The 18122-nt window shown below is 63.1% G+C and carries 12 protein-coding genes; 3 read left to right on the forward strand and 9 right to left on the reverse strand.

Annotation, left to right across the window (positions count from 1 at the left end; translation table 11 throughout):
* Positions 1-29 precede the first annotated feature (29 nt).
* The 3 genes from tssM (MJ8_RS04945) to tagH form a co-directional block, all read right to left on the reverse strand.
* Positions 30-3557, reverse strand: coding sequence for a type VI secretion system membrane subunit TssM (gene tssM, locus MJ8_RS04945; RefSeq protein WP_201413346.1), 3528 nt, complete (start codon positions 3555-3557; stop codon positions 30-32).
* Positions 3557-5089 (reverse strand): type VI secretion system protein TssL, long form, encoded by a 1533-nt coding sequence (gene tssL, locus MJ8_RS04950; protein WP_201413347.1) that lies wholly within the window; start codon positions 5087-5089, stop codon positions 3557-3559. Before tssL ends, tssM (MJ8_RS04945) begins: the two co-directional genes overlap by 1 nt.
* A 397-nt stretch (positions 5090-5486) precedes the next feature.
* Entirely contained in the window at positions 5487-6566 is a 1080-nt protein-coding gene (gene tagH, locus MJ8_RS04955; protein ID WP_201413348.1) for a type VI secretion system-associated FHA domain protein TagH, read from the reverse strand.
* A gap of 307 nt (positions 6567-6873) precedes the next feature.
* On the opposite strand from tagH, the gene tssI reads away from it, so the two are divergent.
* From tssI to MJ8_RS04970, 3 genes are read left to right on the forward strand one after another with little or no spacing between them, the layout of a single operon-like run.
* Positions 6874-9198, forward strand: coding sequence for a type VI secretion system tip protein VgrG (tssI, locus tag MJ8_RS04960; RefSeq protein ID WP_201413349.1), 2325 nt, complete (start codon positions 6874-6876; stop codon positions 9196-9198).
* A 10-nt stretch (positions 9199-9208) separates the two neighbouring features.
* The gene (locus MJ8_RS04965; protein WP_201413350.1) at positions 9209-9634 is read left to right on the forward strand and encodes a DUF6484 domain-containing protein; all 426 of its coding nucleotides are present in this window, start codon (positions 9209-9211) and stop codon (positions 9632-9634) included.
* Positions 9635-9678: 44 nt separating this feature from the next.
* Positions 9679-9969: a hypothetical protein gene (locus tag MJ8_RS04970; RefSeq protein ID WP_412177092.1), complete on the forward strand. Its 291-nt coding sequence runs from the start codon at positions 9679-9681 to the stop codon at positions 9967-9969.
* A 19-nt stretch (positions 9970-9988) separates the two neighbouring features.
* Here MJ8_RS04970 and MJ8_RS04975 read toward each other — a convergent pair whose 3' ends face one another.
* Genes MJ8_RS04975 through tssM (MJ8_RS05000) form a run of 6 tightly spaced genes read right to left on the reverse strand, consistent with a single transcriptional unit; the run spans position 9989 to position 18122 of the window.
* Entirely contained in the window at positions 9989-10828 is an 840-nt protein-coding gene (locus MJ8_RS04975; RefSeq protein WP_201413351.1) for a hypothetical protein, read from the reverse strand.
* A gap of 2 nt (positions 10829-10830) precedes the next feature.
* Positions 10831-11940 (reverse strand): DUF4150 domain-containing protein, encoded by a 1110-nt coding sequence (locus MJ8_RS04980; protein ID WP_201413352.1) that lies wholly within the window; start codon positions 11938-11940, stop codon positions 10831-10833.
* Entirely contained in the window at positions 11937-12962 is a 1026-nt protein-coding gene (locus tag MJ8_RS04985) for a 3-oxoacyl-ACP synthase (protein ID WP_201413353.1), read from the reverse strand. The genes MJ8_RS04980 and MJ8_RS04985 overlap by 4 nt, the downstream gene beginning before the upstream one ends.
* Positions 12959-14062 carry a DUF2169 domain-containing protein gene (locus tag MJ8_RS04990; RefSeq protein WP_201415309.1) on the reverse strand — a complete coding sequence of 368 codons (1104 nt, stop codon included), beginning with the start codon at positions 14060-14062 and terminating at the stop codon, positions 12959-12961. Before MJ8_RS04990 ends, MJ8_RS04985 begins: the two co-directional genes overlap by 4 nt.
* Positions 14062-14604, reverse strand: a complete 543-nt coding sequence (gene tagF, locus MJ8_RS04995) for a type VI secretion system-associated protein TagF (protein ID WP_201413354.1) — start codon at positions 14602-14604, stop codon at positions 14062-14064. The genes MJ8_RS04990 and tagF overlap by 1 nt, the downstream gene beginning before the upstream one ends.
* A complete protein-coding gene (tssM, locus tag MJ8_RS05000) occupies positions 14586-18122 on the reverse strand; it encodes a type VI secretion system membrane subunit TssM (protein ID WP_201413355.1) in 3537 nt (1178 codons plus the stop codon). The genes tagF and tssM (MJ8_RS05000) overlap by 19 nt, the downstream gene beginning before the upstream one ends.

The following is an 18122-nucleotide window of genomic DNA, read 5'->3' on the forward strand; positions in this document are numbered from 1 at the left end:
TATCGAAATGAAGGCGCGATCCAGTCATCTCAGAACGCCTTCGGACAGCTGAAACCGGACAAAGCAGGCAGCAGCAGGGGATTGGCACCAGAGCCAGCCTGGATCGTGTAGGCGACGTCGCGTCCGCCGATCACGAAACGCGCTTCTGTGCTGGCGCCGTCGCCGGTGACGGTCGCTTTGTCGAAAAGCCGCTTCAACGCCCACGGCCCGTCGAATTTGAGCGCGGACTCGCGTCCAGGCATTTCCGGCGTGAGGCTGAGGCTCGCCGATCCGGACGCGGCGCCGCTCGGCCATGTCACGATGCTCGGCGCGTTGCCGGCTTGGGCGCTCTGGACCGTCTGCCCGTCGACGTTGAGCACGGCACTGTCGACTTCGCTGTTCAGCGACGTGGGTGTGATGGTGATCGAGACCGAGGGCGCCGAGCCGCCGGAAGGGAAGAAGGCGCTGCGGATTTCCGCCGCCGCCTGGAACGCCTTCAAGGTCGATTTTGCAAGATCCTTACTGGAACGCGCGTCCTGCTTCCAGGTCCATTCCTGGCCGGTCATGTCGATCAGCGGCGCAAGGTTCTGCGCGAAGAAACGATCCATCAGGCCGCCCGGCGCGAACAGCTTGGTGAAATCCGCCATCGAGATATCGTCGATGCTGTCGCGAGTGAAGGGGTAGCGGCCATTGACCGCCGCTTCACAGGCGCGCGTCACCGTCTGGTCGAGGGCCTGGTTGAGGTTGGCGACGGAGGCCTTGGCGACATTGCCTTCGAGCTCGTCCGCCGCGGAATTGACCATGCGCGCCAGCGGCTTGGGCAGGCGCGAGACATTGGCGCGCAGCGTTGAGATCTGCAGCTGCAAATTGGCGTTGACCCGTTCGGTCTGCGTGGGGACGTCGGCGGCGAGCTTGAGGCTCTGGAAGATGTCGTGGAAGTTCTGCGTCAGCGCATCGAGCGGCCGCCGTCCGGGGTTGCCGCTGACTAATGCCTGGAACGAGCGGAACTGCGCCTCGACGCTCGCGCCGGCATTCTGCGTGACGGCCGAACTCGCGCCGGCGCGGCTTTGCGACTTGCCGCCGGCGATCTGCAGGCCGATGCGGGCGAGGCCCTTGGCCATGTTGGCGGCGTCCTGCTGCGCCGTCGCGATATCGCCCTCGGCGGCGCTGTCCTTGGTCAGCGCCGTTTCGTCGGCGATCGCGGTGAAGAGCTGGTCGAGAGGCGAGTCCGGCGCGGCCACTGCGGAAAGCGTCAGATATTGCGGCTTGTCCTTCAGCATCGTCTTGAGCTTCAACTGGTCGAGCACGCCGTTCCAGGCGGCGGCGAATTCCTTGCCGTAGCGATCGATAAGCTCGGGACCGAGCTTGGGCAGATCCTGGTCGATGCCGCCCTGCTCGCCGCCGCCGCCGAGCACCCAGCGGTCGTCGACGAGCATCTGCGCGATGCGCGAGAGCTGCGGCAGGAAAAAGCGATTGAACCCGGCGCGCGTGTAAAGGCCGGGGACTTCAAGATCGGCGAGGTCGCTGCCATCCGTGCGCTCGAACAGCAGCTGCGCTTCCGGACCGGCCTTCGCGGCGATCGAGAAATCCTGCAGCCCTGCCGCGTAGACCGCCGACTTGATCTGCGCCGAAGCGCGGTCGGCGAGGCTCATGCGGCCGAGCGAGCGCTGCGCGGCTTCGACCAGCGGCTGGTTCAGCGCGAAGGTTGGATCATAGGCGTCGTCGAGCGCAAGCATGGCGCGCAGATGCTTTTCGAGCTGCGCGCGGCCCTCGCGGTTGTTCTCGCCGGGGTAGCGGTTCTCCTCCCAGTCCTGCTTCATCCACGAGACGATCAGCTCGTCGTCGACCTTCGGCGCCTTGCCGCCCAGCATCAGGTAGATCTTGAGCGGCTCGTAGAGCGCGACCGGATCGGCCATCCTGGCCTGGATCGTCCGCTCGGCCTGCACCAGCAGCCGCGAGCGAAAGGTCCGCTCCAGCGCCTGTCGGTAGGCGGTCTTGGAGGCCGACAGCAGCCGCGCGCGTTGGCTGAGGCCGAACGTCTCCTCGATCGGCTTTCCCTGGTCGCCATTTTCGAAGCCGGCGGGCAGGTTGCGCAATTGGTCGAGCGGGCCGATGACGTTTTCGAGGTCGACGTCGGTCACCGTCGTGCTCTTCAGCAGGCTGTCGGCGCTGTCGCGATAATGCGCCATGGCTTGCCTGGTGGAGGCGATCAGCTCCCTGTTGGCGAAGAAGTTGAGGCCCAGCACGCCGAGCGCCGCCGAGGCTGCCAGCGCGATCGCCGCCAGGCCGCCGAACCTTGCGAGCCGGATACGCCGCTCGGCCGCCCTGTCGAAGGAGACCCAGCCCGATTCCGGGAAGATCACCTCGGTCAGCAGGTCGTGCAGGAAGAAGCTCTTGCCGGCGCCGGAAAGATGCGCCTGCGAAGCGCTGCCGAAACTGCGGCCGATCGCGCCCAGCACCTGGTCGAAGGGCGTGCCTTCCTGGGTGCCCGACGAGAAATAGAGCCCGCGCAGGCTCACATTGACCTGGCTGCGCGAGGTGTCGAACAGGCTGCCGACGAACTGAATTGTCCGGCTCTTCAGCGCGCCGAACTGCGCCGGAAAACCGAACAGCGCGATCCGCGCCACGGGGTCGGCCTCTTCCTGCAGGCGGTCGGCGACTTCCTCGGCGAGCCGCTTGGCCAGTCCGTCGAATTCCGCCGGCGCTTCGCCGGCCATGTTCTTGGTGCGGTCCGCGGTCTGGAATGTCGCACCCCACACCTTGCGCCGGCGCGCCTCGTCGAAATCGCCGAAATAATCCATGAAGCCGGCAACGAGATCGGCTTTGGTGAAGAGCAGATAGACCGGGAACTGGATCTTGAGCGTCTCATGCAACTCGCGCAGGCGGCTCCTGATCTCGGTGACATGCGCGTCGAGCTGCCGGTCGTCGAAGCCTATGAGATCCGAAAGGCTGATGGCGAGGATCACGCCGTTGATCGGTTGCCTGGTGCGGTGCTTCTTGAGCAATCCCAGGAACGTCAGCCAGCTTGCCTTGTCGCGCTCGCGGTCCGACTCCTGCGTCGTGTAGCGGCCGGCCGTATCGATCAGCACCGCTTCGTCCGTGAACCACCAGTCGCAGGACCGCGTGCCGCCGACGCCGGCCACCGGCTGCGCGCTGCCGGAGCCGGCAAGCGGGAATTTCAGCCCGGAATTGACCAGCGCCGTCGTCTTGCCGGCGCCGGGCGGGCCGATGATGATGTACCAGGGAATGTCATAGAGGAAGTTGCGCTTGCCGCTCGTCCGCTTCAGCGTCGCGATCGCTTCGCTCATGCGCGCTTCGAGCACCTGGGCATCGTCGTTGCGCTCGTCGCTGCGCGCCATGGCCGTTTCGAGCGCCTTCTGCGCCTTGCGCCGCTGCCAGAAGCGGACCCCGTAGAACAGCGCAAGCACCGCGACGGTGACGCCGATGATCGTGGCCCTGGGCCACACCGGACCAAGCGGGCGCGTATCGGCGAAACGGATCAGCGGCCCGGCATACCAGACCGCCGCCGAGAAACCGGCAAGCGCGAGCACGCTGAAGATCCGCAGCAGCCAGCGCATCAGTCGCCGCTCTCTGCCGCGCCGGTCTGCAAGGTCGCCTGTCTCGGTATCATCACGTCGACGCGGCGGTTCCTGGCGCGGCCGTCAGCCGTGCCATTGTCGGCGATCGGTTCATCCTCACCCTTGCCGTCGGCACTGAGCCGCGACGGATCGTTCAACTGTTTGGCCATCATCGCCTCCACGGCCTTGGCACGGGCTACCGAGAGGTCGAAATTCGATTTGAACTGGCTCGACTTCTTCGGTTTCACATTGTCGGTGTGGCCGATGATGTTGATCGGTCCGGGTTCGGCGTCGAGCGCGGCGGCGAGATCGGCCGCGACCGGCTGGAACTGCGGCTTCAGGTCCGCCTGGCCCGATGCAAACAAAAGCTGGTTGTTGATCTCGACCACGATGAATGCGCCCTTCTCGCCGACGCTCAGCCCGCCGCCTGCGATCTCCTTGGCAAGTGCGGCGCGGATGCGGTCGATCTGGGCGGTATCCGGAGCCGCGGGCGGCGGCGGGCTGGCTTGCGCCGGCTCAGTGGGCGCCGCCACGCTGGCGCGCTCGATGGTGACGGGCGTCGATGGATTGAGCGCCAGCAACTCGCCCGCGGTCGCGTCGCCTTCATCGGTGATCAGCACCCGCAACCCGAAAAAAACCGCCGTCACCAGCGTCGCCGCGGCGGCCGCGACCGCCCAGAGCGGCAGCCGTGCCCTCGGCTTCGGCAGCGCCGCCGCCATGCCTTGCCAGCGTGGCGAGATGTCTTCGCCGGCGCGCGGTTTGAAGTAGCGCAGCGTGTCGTAGACGTCGCGCCGGACGCGTTCGAGCGTGTTTCGCTCCTTGGCCAGCCCCCGATACTGGCCCTCGAAGCCGAGCGACAGGCAGGCATGCATCAGCTCGAGCAGGTCGTAATGCGCTTCCGGCCTGGCGAGAATGTTGTTCAGCGCTTCGTAGAAGCCGGCGCCGGTCGGTTGGGTGTGGAAGAACCGCGCCACCAGGCTGTGCCGAAGCCAGCTGTCCTTGCTCGGCCAAGGCAAATTGCCGACAAGGTCGTCGGCGGTTTCGCAAAGGGCGAATTTGGCGATCCGTGCGTCTTGCTCGGCTACGCCTGCCTTCGCGATTGCAAGGTCGAAGGTCTCGATCGCATCGGCGATATGCTCTGCCAAGGGTGCGGCTTGCCGGTCGACCGGCATCAGCCGCAATTGGCCGAGAAGCATCAGCAGCGGCGCCGCCGCGGCGAGGATCGGATTGGCCGCGGTGTATTTCACGCCACTCGTGGCATCGAACAGGGCATCCTGCCGCACACCCGGCGCCGCATTCGCGGCTGTTCCCGGGGTTGGCCCTTGGAAGAGCACGGTTCCGGACGACCAGCCGGTGGGCATCTGCCGGCCGCCGCCGGGATCGAACACCGTCGCTTCGCGGGAGGGCGATGGGGTTGGCCGAGCGCCTTCCGGACCGGACCTCTCGGAGGCCGCAAGCGGCTTCTGCTTCGGCCGCGGCGCGCGGATGACGGTCTTGTCCGCCGGCTTGGAAGGATCGTCCTTCGAGCTCATCGGGGGCGCCCCGCCTTCCCGCTGCAACGGGCATGTCTTCGGCCGGGGGAACGCATCTCAGGCTGAGCCTCGGCGGCGGGCCGCATGGAAAGGCTCATCTCGCCGAAACATGACATTGCTGCACACGCCCCAAGCCTCGCCGCCTTGCCCGCCGGGCCGGCGTCCCTGTGCATTCTAGTCGCCCGGATACCCAATTGAAACGGGCCGCGGATTGAATCCGGAAGCACCATGCTCGAAGAGGCGGCTTCTTCTATGAGGCCGGTCACATACGGCGGACGCGGTCAGAGCAATTCCAGGAAAAGTGTGAGCGGTTTTCCGTCCGGAATTGTGTGAAAACAAGAAGATGGCGCATTTCACCGTCACCGTGAAACGGTGAAATGCGCCAGTGCCCGTGCGGCTATTTCTGCTTGTCGGCCTTGGCGTAGGCTTCGGCGAAATAGGCGAGGAAGACATCCAGCATGCCGTTCTCATGCTTGTCTTCCATCGTCCGCCATGTCGCGACGAGGGCATCCCAGGCCTGGCTCTTTCTGGACGAGAAGGACGCGGGCGGGATCTTCTTGGCGATCGCTTCCGGCGACAGATCGTCGAGCAGCCGCGACAGTGCGGTCTGCATGGCGGCGTAGGTCGCGATCTCATGCGACTTCAGATCGTGGAACGCGTCCTCGACGCTGTGCCTGGCATCGAGATAGCCGGCCCTGCGCTTGGCGAACATGATCTCCAATATGTCGTCGGTGCCCGGCACGAATTTCAGCGGGTTATTGTCCTCGGCGCCGATCATCGTGCGGTGCGCGCTCTTGGCGAGCACCTTTGCCGCCGCGCGCGCCTTGAGCAGCAGGGACAGTTGCTCGACCGTGATCCTCAGCACCGCGCCGATCTCGGCCGCGACGTCATGCGGGTCGCGCGCCTGCAGCATGTCCGGCGGCATGCCGGCCGCTTTAGCTATCTCGCGCAATATAGCGTCCGCTTCCGCCGGCCGGCTGGGCGGGACCGCCGGCCCTGGCTGCAGCGCCGAGGACGTCGAGACAGACGCCGCTCCGGCGGAGCGCTGTCCCGCCGGACTGAAGAACGGCTCTTGGCCGGAATCCAGGGGCCGGCCGGTCGAGGGCGGCAGCTCGCGCTGCGTCGATCCGGTCCTGGTCTGCGGATATCCGCTCGCGGCGCGTTCCTCTTCGATCGAGACGCCGACGACATAACGGCCGATCAGCAGCCGGTCGCCCTGGGCCAGCCGGTGCGGCCCGGCCATGCGCTGGTTGGAACCATTGACGAAAGTGCCGTTGCGCGAAAGGTCGTAGAGCCAGAACGAACCCGCCTGGTAGCGGACCTCGCAGTGCCGGCCCGAGATGAACTTGTCCGGATCGGACAACGTCCAGTCGCAATTCTCGCGGCCGATCTCGAAGCTGCGGTCGCGAGCGGCATAGCTGGCGGCGGTCCCGGCCGGCAGCCTGTCGACATTGCTGATCTGGAGAGAGATGAACATCCGGAAGCGTCGCCGAACTTGGTCAACAAATGCTTATCTTTCGTGCAATTCCAGGCGGAAAGCCACGGGCGCTTTCCCGGAATTGCTTCGGTATTCTAGCAGCTTGCAAGCGGAGCGGGAGAGGAGCGTTTCACACCAGTGTGCGCGCGCGGTTTAGCTATCGCTGTTATTTGGCCTCCCTCAAACATGTGCTAGGCTGACCTCGGTACGGTGCGGTGAACTCGAGCGCTCCCGAACGTGATGCAGTTAATAGAGCGGGGGCTTCAAACCATCACACTGGCGGCCGCGTCGAGGAGGGGCACCACCCATGCCGAACGAACGTGCCACGGTTGTACAGACGCCGGCTGGCGCCGACCTGACCTTCACCCATCTCATCGGCCGCGATGAGATCAGCCGCTGTTTCGCCTATACGGTCGGCTTCGTCTCGAAGAACCGTGACATCGACCCGTTGAAGATGCTGGGTGGTGTCGTCTCGGTCGAAGGCGAATCCGATCCGAAGCGCTGGTTCAGCGGCCTCGTGTCGGATTTCAAGCTGACCCGCATCGAGGACCGGCTGGCCTTCTACGAGGCGACCGTCAGGCCATGGCTCTGGTTCCTCGGTAACACCACCGATTGCCGCATCTTCCAGAATATGACGGCGGTGGAGATCGTCGAGAAGATCTTCTCGAAATACGGCATCGCCAAATTCGAGAAGCGGCTGCAGGGTTCCTATCCCCAGCGCGAGTACTGCGTCCAGTATGACGAGAGCGACCTTGATTTCGTGCAGCGGCTGCTCGAGCACGAGGGCATCTTCTATTTCTTCGAGCATGACGAAGGCAAGCACACGCTCATCCTCTGCGACGCGATGAGCAAGCTGAAGCCGGCGCCCGGTTATGAGAAGGTGCTCTACAACTTCGAGGGCCAGGCCTCCCGGCGCGATGTCGAATACATCACCGAATGGATTCCAGGCAGCGCGGTGCGGCCGGGCGCCTATGCGCATACGGACTATGATTTCGAGAAGCCCGGTGCCGATCTGATGGCGAAATCCGCCCAGCCTTTCGCCCATAAGGAGGCCTCTGGCGAGAACTATCGCCAGCCCGGCGCGCATCTCGATGTCGGCCGCGGCGACAAGATCGCCGGGATCCGCCGCGAGGAACTCCAGGCGGTGCACCAGCACAGCACGGCGGTGGGCACCGTGCGCGGCCTTTTTTCCGGTTGCAAGTTCACGCTCGAAAGCTTTCCGCGCGACGACCAGAACCAGGACTATCTGGTGGTCAGCGCCGAATACCGGCTGTTCGATCCGGGCTACCGGACGCAGAACGAGGCCCACAGCGAGAATTTCAAGGTGGTGCTCGGCGTGGCGCCGACCAAGCTGCCCTACCGGCCGCCGCGCATCACGCCGCGGCCGATCATGCGCGGCCCCCAGACGGCAACGGTCGTCGGGCCTTCGGGCGAGGAGATCTTCACCGACAAATACGCCCGGGTGAAGGTCCAGTTCCATTGGGACCGGCTCGGCAAGAAGGACCAGAACTCATCCTGCTTCGTGCGCGTCTCGCAGACCTGGGCCGGCAGCAACTGGGGCTTCATCCAAATTCCGCGCATCGGCCAGGAGGTCATCGTCGATTTCATAGAAGGCGATCCGGACCTGCCGATCATCACCGGCCGCGTCTACAACGCTTCGCAGATGCCGCCCTACGGGCTGCCGGGCAACGCCACGCAATCCGGATGGAAGTCGAATTCCTCGAAAGGTGGCGGCGGCTACAACGAACTGATGTTCGAGGACAAGGCCGGCTCCGAGCTGGTCAATTTCCAGGCGCAGAAAGATCACCACCTGCTGATCAAGCACGACCGCAACAAGACGGTGCAGCACGACCAGTCCGACCGCATCGACCACGACGCCAAGCACTCCGTCGGCCACAATCTCGACGAGGACGTGGGCAACAACAAGACGGTCAAGATCGGCGTCGACCAGACCACCAACATCGGCTCGAACGACACTGAGACAGTGGGTGCGAACCGGTCGCTGACGGTTATGGCCAACGAGACGATCCACGTCGTCGCCAACTCGACCGAGAACATCGACGCCAACCATTCGCAGACCGTGGGGCTCAATCAGACGGTCACGGTGGGTGTGGCGCGCGTGGATACGGTGGGGGCAGCGGAAGCGAGGACGGTGGGCGCCACGCAGACAAACACCATCGGCGCGAGCCGCTCGGTGAGCGTTGGGATCAGTCAGAGCCACGACATAGGAGCCAATGACAGCTGGAATATCGGCGCCAATCAGGGCGTTGACATAGCAAGCAACCAGAGCGTCAATATCGGCGGCGGGCAGGCAACAGAGATAGGCAAGGCTCGGACTGCCAAGATAGCGGCCGATGACATTACCGATATCGGCGGCGCCCATGCACTCAAAATAGCCAAAGGCAGTGGAATCACCATTGGCGAGAACGGTTCGATTGGTGTCGGCAAGAAGTTGGTCATCGATGCAGGTGACGAAATCACCATCAAGTGCGGAGATGCTTCCATCATTATGAAGAAGGATGGAACGATTGGCATCAAGGGCAATGACATAACGATAACTGCAAGCGGCAAGATATTCGCCAAGGCATCGGGCGACATCGTCATGAAGGGTTCGGAAATCAAGCAGAACTGAGGGATCGTCAGTGGCAAAGATCGTCGAACGAATCGAAGGCGTCGTAATTGGAATTTTTCTCGGCTTTGGCGAGGACGGGCCACTCGTTGTTTTTCCGGGCAACCCCCAAGAAACAGCTCTTCCGGCCCGCAGCCTCGCCGAGTTGAACTCCGATATGATTGGCTCCGAAGTTGCCCTGTTGTTTCAAGGGGGCGACCTTCGTCAGCCGCTAATTGTCGGACGCATCGTCGAACCGAAGGGAAAATCGGCCAACCCTCATGTCGTCCGCGATGGCGAGCGGGTGAGAATCACAGGCGAGGAGCGCATCGAACTGCGCTGTGGCAAGGCCGTGATCACCATGGAAAAAGACGGTCGGATCACCATTCGCGGCACCTATGTGACGAGTCACGCAAGTGCGGCGAACCGTATTCGGGGCGGCTCGGTGAACCTGAACTGATGTCTGCGCCAGTCCTGCGAGAGATTGTCCGCCAGCATGCCGAAATGGCAGCCTTTCTGTGGACGGTCTACGACTACAATCTGTTGCATCCTGGCAAGAACCCTGAGATGGACGATGATCGGATGGCCAGGTTGGTCGAGCGGCTGGAAGCTCATCTCGATGGGCTGCGCGTTGCCGGAAGAGTGGGCCAGGAGATTGCTCAGCAGTGCCATGACGAATTTCCCGAGGCAGGCGAACTCTTTGTCTTGCGCATGCTGTCGAGCAAAACCGAAATTCGTATCCTCGATCTCGATCTCGATAAGGTGAGGAAATTCCTTGCCCGCGCCGGCAAATAGCACGGTGCCGAATTGCCGATCAGTCTGGAATCGGTTTGCCGAAGAAATGGCGTACACCCGGTTTGAATTGATAAAGGTCGACTTCGTCGAATAGGCGCTCCAGCGCCGCCGCGGCGGCTATTCGGTCCAACTGGCTTTTCCGATAGAAATCCGAAAGGTCGAATCCCGTAAATGCCTCAATGGCATCGCGTGCGACGACCACATCTTCATTGTCGTGCGCCTTCGCCATCGAATTCAACAAATTGAGTGCGGTCTCGGCTAGGTTGATCGGCTGACCATGCAGAAACGATACGCTGGCATGGCTGGGGTATCTTTTCCTGATTTCGTCGATCCGTGACATTACCAATTGCGTATATTCTGCGACTTCGTACTGGGCGCGATCCGGGTCGAATTCGTCGATGGTGCCTGGAACCATGCGCGGGCCATAGAAGATGTCGCTGACCGAAGATTCCAACGCTATGGAAAGTTGATAAGGAAGATCTGAATCGGCAAAGTTCGAGGGACCTTGTTGGTAAATTGCGACGGCCAACTCGATCGGCCTCAGAAGGCCGCTTTTGGTCAAAGCAATACAGAGCCACTCGAGCATCTGGCCGTCATCCCGCAGAGAGAGGCGGATTGGGCTCGCAATTTCCAGCAGAGTGCTGCCCGGGGTGACATAGGGCATCAGGGTAAAAGCCGAAATCGCGGTGTCGATTGAAGGTGAGAGTTCAAATATGCTGGGGAACATGGACGAACTCGAGAAGTTCCCCGCCCTGCTTCTTTCGAATATGTCCAGAAGCAATCCTCCGCTTTCCGTGCGGGCGCCGCGAAAATCACTTGTTTTGAAGTGAAAGAGTTTTCCAAGCGACGAGAAAGCCATTGTCAATCCGATATGTCTTGCAGTGTTGTTTGGGCGGTGTCGATTTCCTTGCACTCCGGTGGCAGTGCGCCGTCTGAAATCAAATTGTCGGGTGAGGTCGGACACCCGCCGGCGTCCAGGGGGGTCTTGTGATTGACCTGACCCGGGCCATCTCGCCTTTTAATGTCGTTTTTCTTTGCGCCTTTGAAGCCAAGAATTGTCTCGCGTACATGCTTCTTTACGTCCTTGTGTATAGCGGCCTTAATTTCCTTTGGATCCGTATATTTAGCATTCGCCTTTGCTTCGATGTTCGCAAGTTCCGCGGGATCCTCAGCTTTGATTATCTCGGAATAACTTCTCGTGCCTTTGAAATGAATTCCGCAATCTTTATCGGGCGGATCATGAAGGTTCTTGCATTTCGAGCCAGAAGCCCTCGCATCGGCTATGGTCTTTCGAGCCTTTTTTCTTTTCTGGTACTGGCCCCAGGCTGCGGCATGGGTTTCTTTTGACAATTTCCCGGCGGCGAAATCTTCCTCGATCTGCTGGATCTTGGCATCAGCCTTCTCCATGCGGTCGTTATAGTACTCATTTTCAGTTGTCTGCTCGCACATTTCGCCGCTTGCTGAAACCTGGTTGGCATGCGCCGGAATTGCCCCGCAACAAGGGCATTTCGTCTTCGGCGCCGATCCGCTGCCTGGTCCTGGTTGCCCCACCTTGGGCTGCGGAGGCGTGTTTCCGACCTGACTGCTTGTATGATTGTTGGTCGAGATATCAGTGAATCTGCTGACCGGAAGACCGTCCGCCTTTACGTTGCTTGACCACGCCCGCGCGTACTCCTTGTTGGTGTTGGTGGATGAGATGACGCCTTTTTTGGCCGCGCTTCCTGCTTCGGTGCCCGTGGTCTTGCTGTAATCCGACTTGTCCTTTTGGGTGATGTTCTCGCCGCCAATTTTGACGGTTCCGGTCCCGTTCTCGGTATCGGAGTCCGTTCCAAACGACGGATACGGGATTGGCACTCCCGGCGGTGTCGCGGGATTTTCGGGCGGCGTGAAACAAACGTCTGGAAATGCCGCGATAACCTTGTTGCCCTGGGCCTTCGCGGCTACCTCCAGTCCATTGGCAAAGACCGTCACCGCGCAGCCCTCGCGACCAGCACGGCGGCTCCACAGGCGCCGACGTCGTTGGAAGCTTCGACAAGCACGGGGTTGCCTGTCGCATAGTTCTTTCTTGCCGCCATAAATGCCATCCCTACCATCAGGGGTGTCACCGCCGCACCAATGTTGCCAAGCGTCTCCGCAGGTGACCACAAATCCTGGGGCGGACAAGGATTGCGCACCAGTCGTATCGATGCCAGCGCCGTTTGCTTGAACCAATATTGCTCGCCGATGAGGTCCGAGATCCGGTAGCCAAGGCGGTTCATCTCTATCCCGCTTTCACCCAGCGCATGGCGATAGGCCGCCGTCATTCCATCTGCCCTGAGCGGCAAGTCCTGTTTGTTGTAGATAGAGGCCGGCTCGCGCGAAAGACCCAGTCCAATCAGCCGAAATCCGCCATGCCTCGGCGGGCCGCACAGGATCGCCGCCGCCGCTTCGCCAGGAATAAACCCATTTGGATTGTCGGGCGTGAGGTGTCGACGTTCGCTAAGATAGTGCCGCGTGGCCAAAGTGGTAAGATAGCTGTCGACGCCGACAATCATCACATATGGTGTTTCGCCCGATGCAATCATCCGGCGTGCGTAGTCGAGCGCCACGTGTCCGGACGGTCGACCGTGGGCGATTACCCGTGATCGCGAATGTTTCTCGACTTCAGTGATCGCCGATATGCGGTCGAGCAGACGCAGCGTGCTTCCCATCGGCCGGCCCGGACGGTCTTCCTCCGCCACACAAAGGATCAGCGCAGTTTGACCTCTCGCCTCCGGAACCTCTTGGAATGCCTCGACAATGGCGCCGGCGGCGAGATGCGCCATTCGTTTCTCGCCGACCCAGTTGCGAGGCAGCGGAACGGGCGCACCGATCAACCACTCGCCGTTCTCGTCCTTGAAACGCGTTTCCTGAAAGCCGTCGATCCCGGCCCGGATCGCTGCGCAAGCCGATTGCGCGTCAAGGCCAACCGCCGTGACCATGCCTACCGAAAGGATATCGAGCGCCGGCTTCACCTCGTCTCGATCTCCTGCGCAAACATCTTTTCATCGGAACGGGAATAAACGCGACCCGTGGCATGTGCCCGCGCCATCGCTTCGGTCGGCGGCCCGATCCAGCATTCGGAAAAGTCCAGGATGGTTCGGTGAAGTCGCTGCGACACCCGCCAGACCAATGAGAAGCGGCGATTCTCCGGATCGAAAAGGATCGTGTCCGGATAGACGTTGGCGTCGAGAGACTTCCTTTGACCGTTGAACAGCGCCATGGGCAGCGCAGTCTGCGGCAGGCGGAAGTTCACTCGCCCATCCGGCGTCAGGTTTACCAGTTGCACGTCCTCGCCACCTTTTGGCGGGTCGATCTGCTGGTCTGGAGGAGCCATCTGGAAATAGCGGTCATCGAAATCCGGCGGCAGGAACGGAAAGATGTTGTTCGTCCAGTTGTCATCGTAGGTGCCGCCATATTCGATACGTCCTGGCCAGCCCCTGCCCATCGGCCCGAAGCTCATCGGTCTGTAGTCGCCGAAGGGAGAGCGGACTTCCTCGCCTATGGCCTGCGTGTTCGGCAGCCGCAAGCCAGGAATCAGGCGTTGATTCTTGGTTCGCGACCAGCCGGTGCCGACGGGGTTGGATTTGTAGCTGGCAGGCAGCTTGTCCTCGGGGTCCAGCCCGTCGACGCCTCCCCATGCGACATCGTAGGAAATCGGCAGTTTCAGGAAGGGCAGCGGCGACGTGGCGCCAAACACCGGTCCCATGGAGCGCCATTCACGATGGCCGACGACCTCGAACAGCTTTGACCAATTGCCGATCTTGAGACCGACCGGCACACGTTCGGCTGGCCTGCCGTTTGGCGCATAGGCAAAGCCGTTGGCGATGACATCGCAGCGCGGCTTGCGGAAAGCGAAATCCGTCTCCCACAATGTAGCCGAATGTCCGGGAATGCCCGTGTGCGTGTCAGCCATCACCAGCGGAACCTGGTCCGTCGATCTTTGTGCCGCTTCGCCGGACTTCGTTGGGAAGTCGAATGTGCCTTTCACCACCACGACCAGCCAGTCGTGGCCCGAAACATCGGTCGCCGTCGTGAATTCGTGAGGATAGCCAGTCTGGTTCCAGACCCTCATCAGCTGGTCTCCCAGCTCGCGGCGAAGATCTGCTCCAGCGTCGGCAGCGGCGCCTGCGGATCGACGTCGAAAATATCCGTATGCGCCGTCCACATGACGAGGTCGCCGATGACGTCGCCTTCGCCACCGACAAGCGGAACGGGCAAGGCGGCCAGCGCGGCATCCAACTCGTCGGGCGTCAGCTCCGCCCGCTGCGCGGTGAAGGCTGCGCTCTCGATGCCATCGAACCATCCATCGCAATAGGCAAGCTTCAGCGGCGCCTCCGGAAGCCGGGCGACGACGCTGAGCGGGAAGCGCCGGCCGACCCGATCGGCGCCCTGCAGCACGATGCCCGCCGCGGCGCCGAAGGCGCCAGGGCCGCTGAGGAAGCGCAGCGCTGTGCCCGTCGGCCAGGCTTCGAGCCCGAACAGCGGCACGATGTGTTGCGCCAGCCAGCGGTCCCACACGCGCACGAAATCGCCCGGCAGCCGGCGGGTCACGAAATCGCCGGCGGCGGGCATCTTGCCGTAGAAGCCGGGCAGGATCAGATCTGCGGCGGACATGTGAACTTCTTGAACATTTCGAGCGTGTAGGGGTTCTCGACGCTGGCCGCCTTGAGCTCGAAATCGGCCCACATCCCCTTGGTGCCGAGCCGCAGGCTGTAGACGTCGGTGAGCTTGGTCGCATTGAAGCGGCCACCGCGCAGCATTCTCAGCCACGCCCAGCTGCCGGTCTCGTTGAGCATCACCTCGGGCGAGCCGTCGACCGGCTGGAAGGCGAGCGATATCACGCCCGTGCCATCCTTGCCGGGCCATGTCATCGGCTGCGGCCTCGTCGCGTTGTTGTAATAGACGAGGTTCTGGCCATCGAGGTTGAGCGTCACCCGCGCCACGTTGGGCGACAGGTCCTTCGGCTCCAGGGTGAAATTCATCACCGGCCCGGTGCCGCCGGGGAACAGATCGTCGCGGATGTGGCGCGCCTGCTCGAAGGCCGCCAGCGCCGCCGGATCGAGACCGAAATCGGCGCGCCATTTCCACGGCTCGCTGGCGGTGTCGACATAGTTGATCAAATGGTCGTTGGTGAAGGCATCGATCAGCCCGGTCGGTCCGAACAGGCGCTGGAAGTCGCGCACATTGACGTCGACCGCGCTGTCCGGGCTGAATGGATAGCGGTTGTTGAGCGCCGCCTGGCAGAAGGGCAGGATGTCGGCGCGCCAGATGGCGTTGAGCTCGTTGGTGACCGCCTTCTGCGACAGACCGCTTGTGTCGCCGGCAATGCCGCCCAGCCAATCGTTGATCGGCGAGGGCAGGATCTGCGCTTGCCTCGCGACCGCGCCTGTCAGCTCGGCCAGGCCACCCTGCTTCTTGATGGCGTCCTGCGGATCGGGATTGGCGGTCACCGTCTGCAGTACATTGGACAGCGCCGTCAGCGCCACGACGGCGGCGTCGAGCGCCGGCGGCTGGCCGTCGACCTGGGCGATCGTCCCCTTGAGCGGCTTGAAATGCTCGGCCACCAGGCTGCCGGTCATGTCGACCTGGTCGGCCGAGCCCGCGCGAGGCAGCAATTTCGCTCCCGTCTTCACCACCTTGCCCAATTTGCCGAGCTTGCTCAAAAGCTTCGAGCCGGTGTTGGCGCCGTTCTTGTCGTTGGCCGACGCGTCGTCGGAGCGGGTCAGGTCGGTCTCCTGCACCACCGCGGTCAGCAAGCGCTTCAGCGCGGAGTCGGCGCTGGAAAGATCCTTGAGGTTCTCGCTGGCGACGTTGAGGTCGGTCAGCGGTGCCAGCCGCATGTCGCGCAGAAAGGAGTCCCACTGCGCGATATAGTCGTCGTAATAGAGCTTCAGGATGTCTTCGGACAGCGCCGAGACCGAGGTCTCCGAATTCTCCGAACAGCCGCCGGCGAACACGGCGCGGTCGAGCGCCGCCTGGCCGGCGACGTCCTCGACGCGGTCGAGAATGGCGTCATGGAAGCCGGCATAAGTGTAGGGGCCCGGAACGCCGACGCGCAGCGTCTTGTCGGAGCGGCGCGCGAACACCTTGGCGCCGTTCGGTCCGGCGAAATTCGCCGGCACCCATTCCTTGACCGCCGCCACTTCCGGGTCTGCCAGAAGCTGCTTGTAGGCGCGCTCCGGCAGCGATATCGTGCACACCGTCTTCAGCGCCTCGGCGACCAGTTCCTTGTCCGGCGCGATGTAGCTGTCGTCGACCGCCATGCGGCGGATCGCGGCAAGCTGATGCTCTTCGGCGTCCGCGGTCGGGAAGGGCGGCGCGGGCGCGAATTGCGGCAGGCTGTTCACCCACCAGTTCTGGACGAAATCGGTGTCCATCTGCGACAGGCCGGTCATCATGCGGTAGGTCTTCAGCGCGCCGAGCATGAAATCCGGATCGCGGATCTGCCGCCACATCGTGGCCTCCAGCAGCGCGACCATATGCGGCTCGAGCACGTTGCGCAGGGCGTGCTCATAAGTGTCGGTCTGCGCGCGCACCAGCTCGGCCGAAGCGGTCGGGCCGAGCAGATTGTGGACCGCATCCGGTGGCGCCGTACGCGCCGCCGCCACCGCGTCCATCGCCGCCAACGCACCGTCCATGGTCGGCTGCTCGACCGCGGCCGGCATCGCCGCGACGTCGGTCAGCGGCTGCTGCAGCGCCTCGAATTGGCCCGCCTGTTCGGTGATCGCATTGCGGTTGTCGAGATAGGACCAGGTGAACAGCCCGCCGGCGAGCAGGGCCGCGAGCGCGCAGGCGGCCGCCGCCCCTCGCCAGATCCAGGTGCGGCGACGCTGCGCCAGCGGATCGAATGTGCCGAGGCCGGCTTCCTTGAAGATGACTTCGGTGAGCAGGTTGCGCAGGAAGAAGCTGCGCTTCTCGACACGCGCCGCCGGCATGGCGCGGCGCGGCGGCAGCCCGAAGGATGACGACAGCGCCGCGGTCAGCCGGTCGATCGGCGCGCCTTCCTGCGTCGCCGAGGTCAGATAGAGGCCGCGCAGCCAGGCGGCCTCCTCATAGCGGCTTTCGCCGAACATCGCCTCGACCAGCACCTGGATCGGTTCCGACAGGCTGGCAAGCTGCGCCGGGAAGCGGAAGATCTCGGCGCGCTGGCCAAGCTTGTCCTCGTCTTCCAGCCGCGGCACCAGCCGCCGCTCCAGCTCGGCGGCAAGCTTAGCAAGCTCCGCCTGGACCGTGCCGGCGTTGACGCGGGCGTCGAGCGGGAAAGTGGTTCCCCACACCTGCTCGCGCGCCGTCGTCGACAAGCCGCCGAAATAGGGCTCGAAGCCTTTGATTAGGTCGGCCTTGGTCAGCATAAGGTAGACGGGCAGGCGGATCTCGAGCCGGTCGTTCAACTCCGCCAGCCGACGGCGGATTTTCCGGCCCTGCGCCTTGATCGCCTCGTCGCCTTCCGACAGCACGTCGATCGACAGCGCGACGATGATGCCGTTCAGCGCGCGCCGGCCCCGGTGCTTCTTCAAAAGGTCGAGGAAACCGAGCCACTCCGCCGCGTCGACATCCGGCTGGCTTTCCTGCTGGACGTAGCGGCCCGCGGTGTCGATCAGCACCGCGTTCTCGGAGAAGAACCAGTCGCAGTTGCGCGTGCCGCCGACACCTTGCAGGTCGTCGGTCAGGTCGATCGGGAAATTGAGGCCCGACTGGCGCAGTGCCGTGGTCTTGCCGGTGGCCGGTGGCCCGACGATGACATACCAGGGCATCTCGCGCAGGAATTTCCGGCCGCCGAGCTTGCGCCGCTTGAGCTCGGCCATCACCTCGCCGAACTTGGCGCCGACGGCCGCGACGCTCTCTTCTCCGGGCGTGAGCTGCTTTTCCTGAACTGGCGCTGCGATCTCCGCGACGAACATGCGGTTGGCGCGGATCGCGCGGCGCTGCGCGATGATCAGCCAGACCAGCCACAGGATGATCAGCCCGGCGATGATGGCGATGCGCACATTGTCGGATTCGAACGGCGCATAAGGGCCGACCTGCACGATCGGGCCGAACACCCAGATCAGCAGCGAAAGCAGCGCGATGCCGATCAGCGTCCAGAGAAAACGCGAGGTGAAGACCGCCCAGAGGAAGCGCAGGATGAACAT

This window comes from Mesorhizobium sp. J8, assembly GCF_016591715.1.
Lineage (GTDB): Bacteria > Pseudomonadota > Alphaproteobacteria > Rhizobiales > Rhizobiaceae > Mesorhizobium.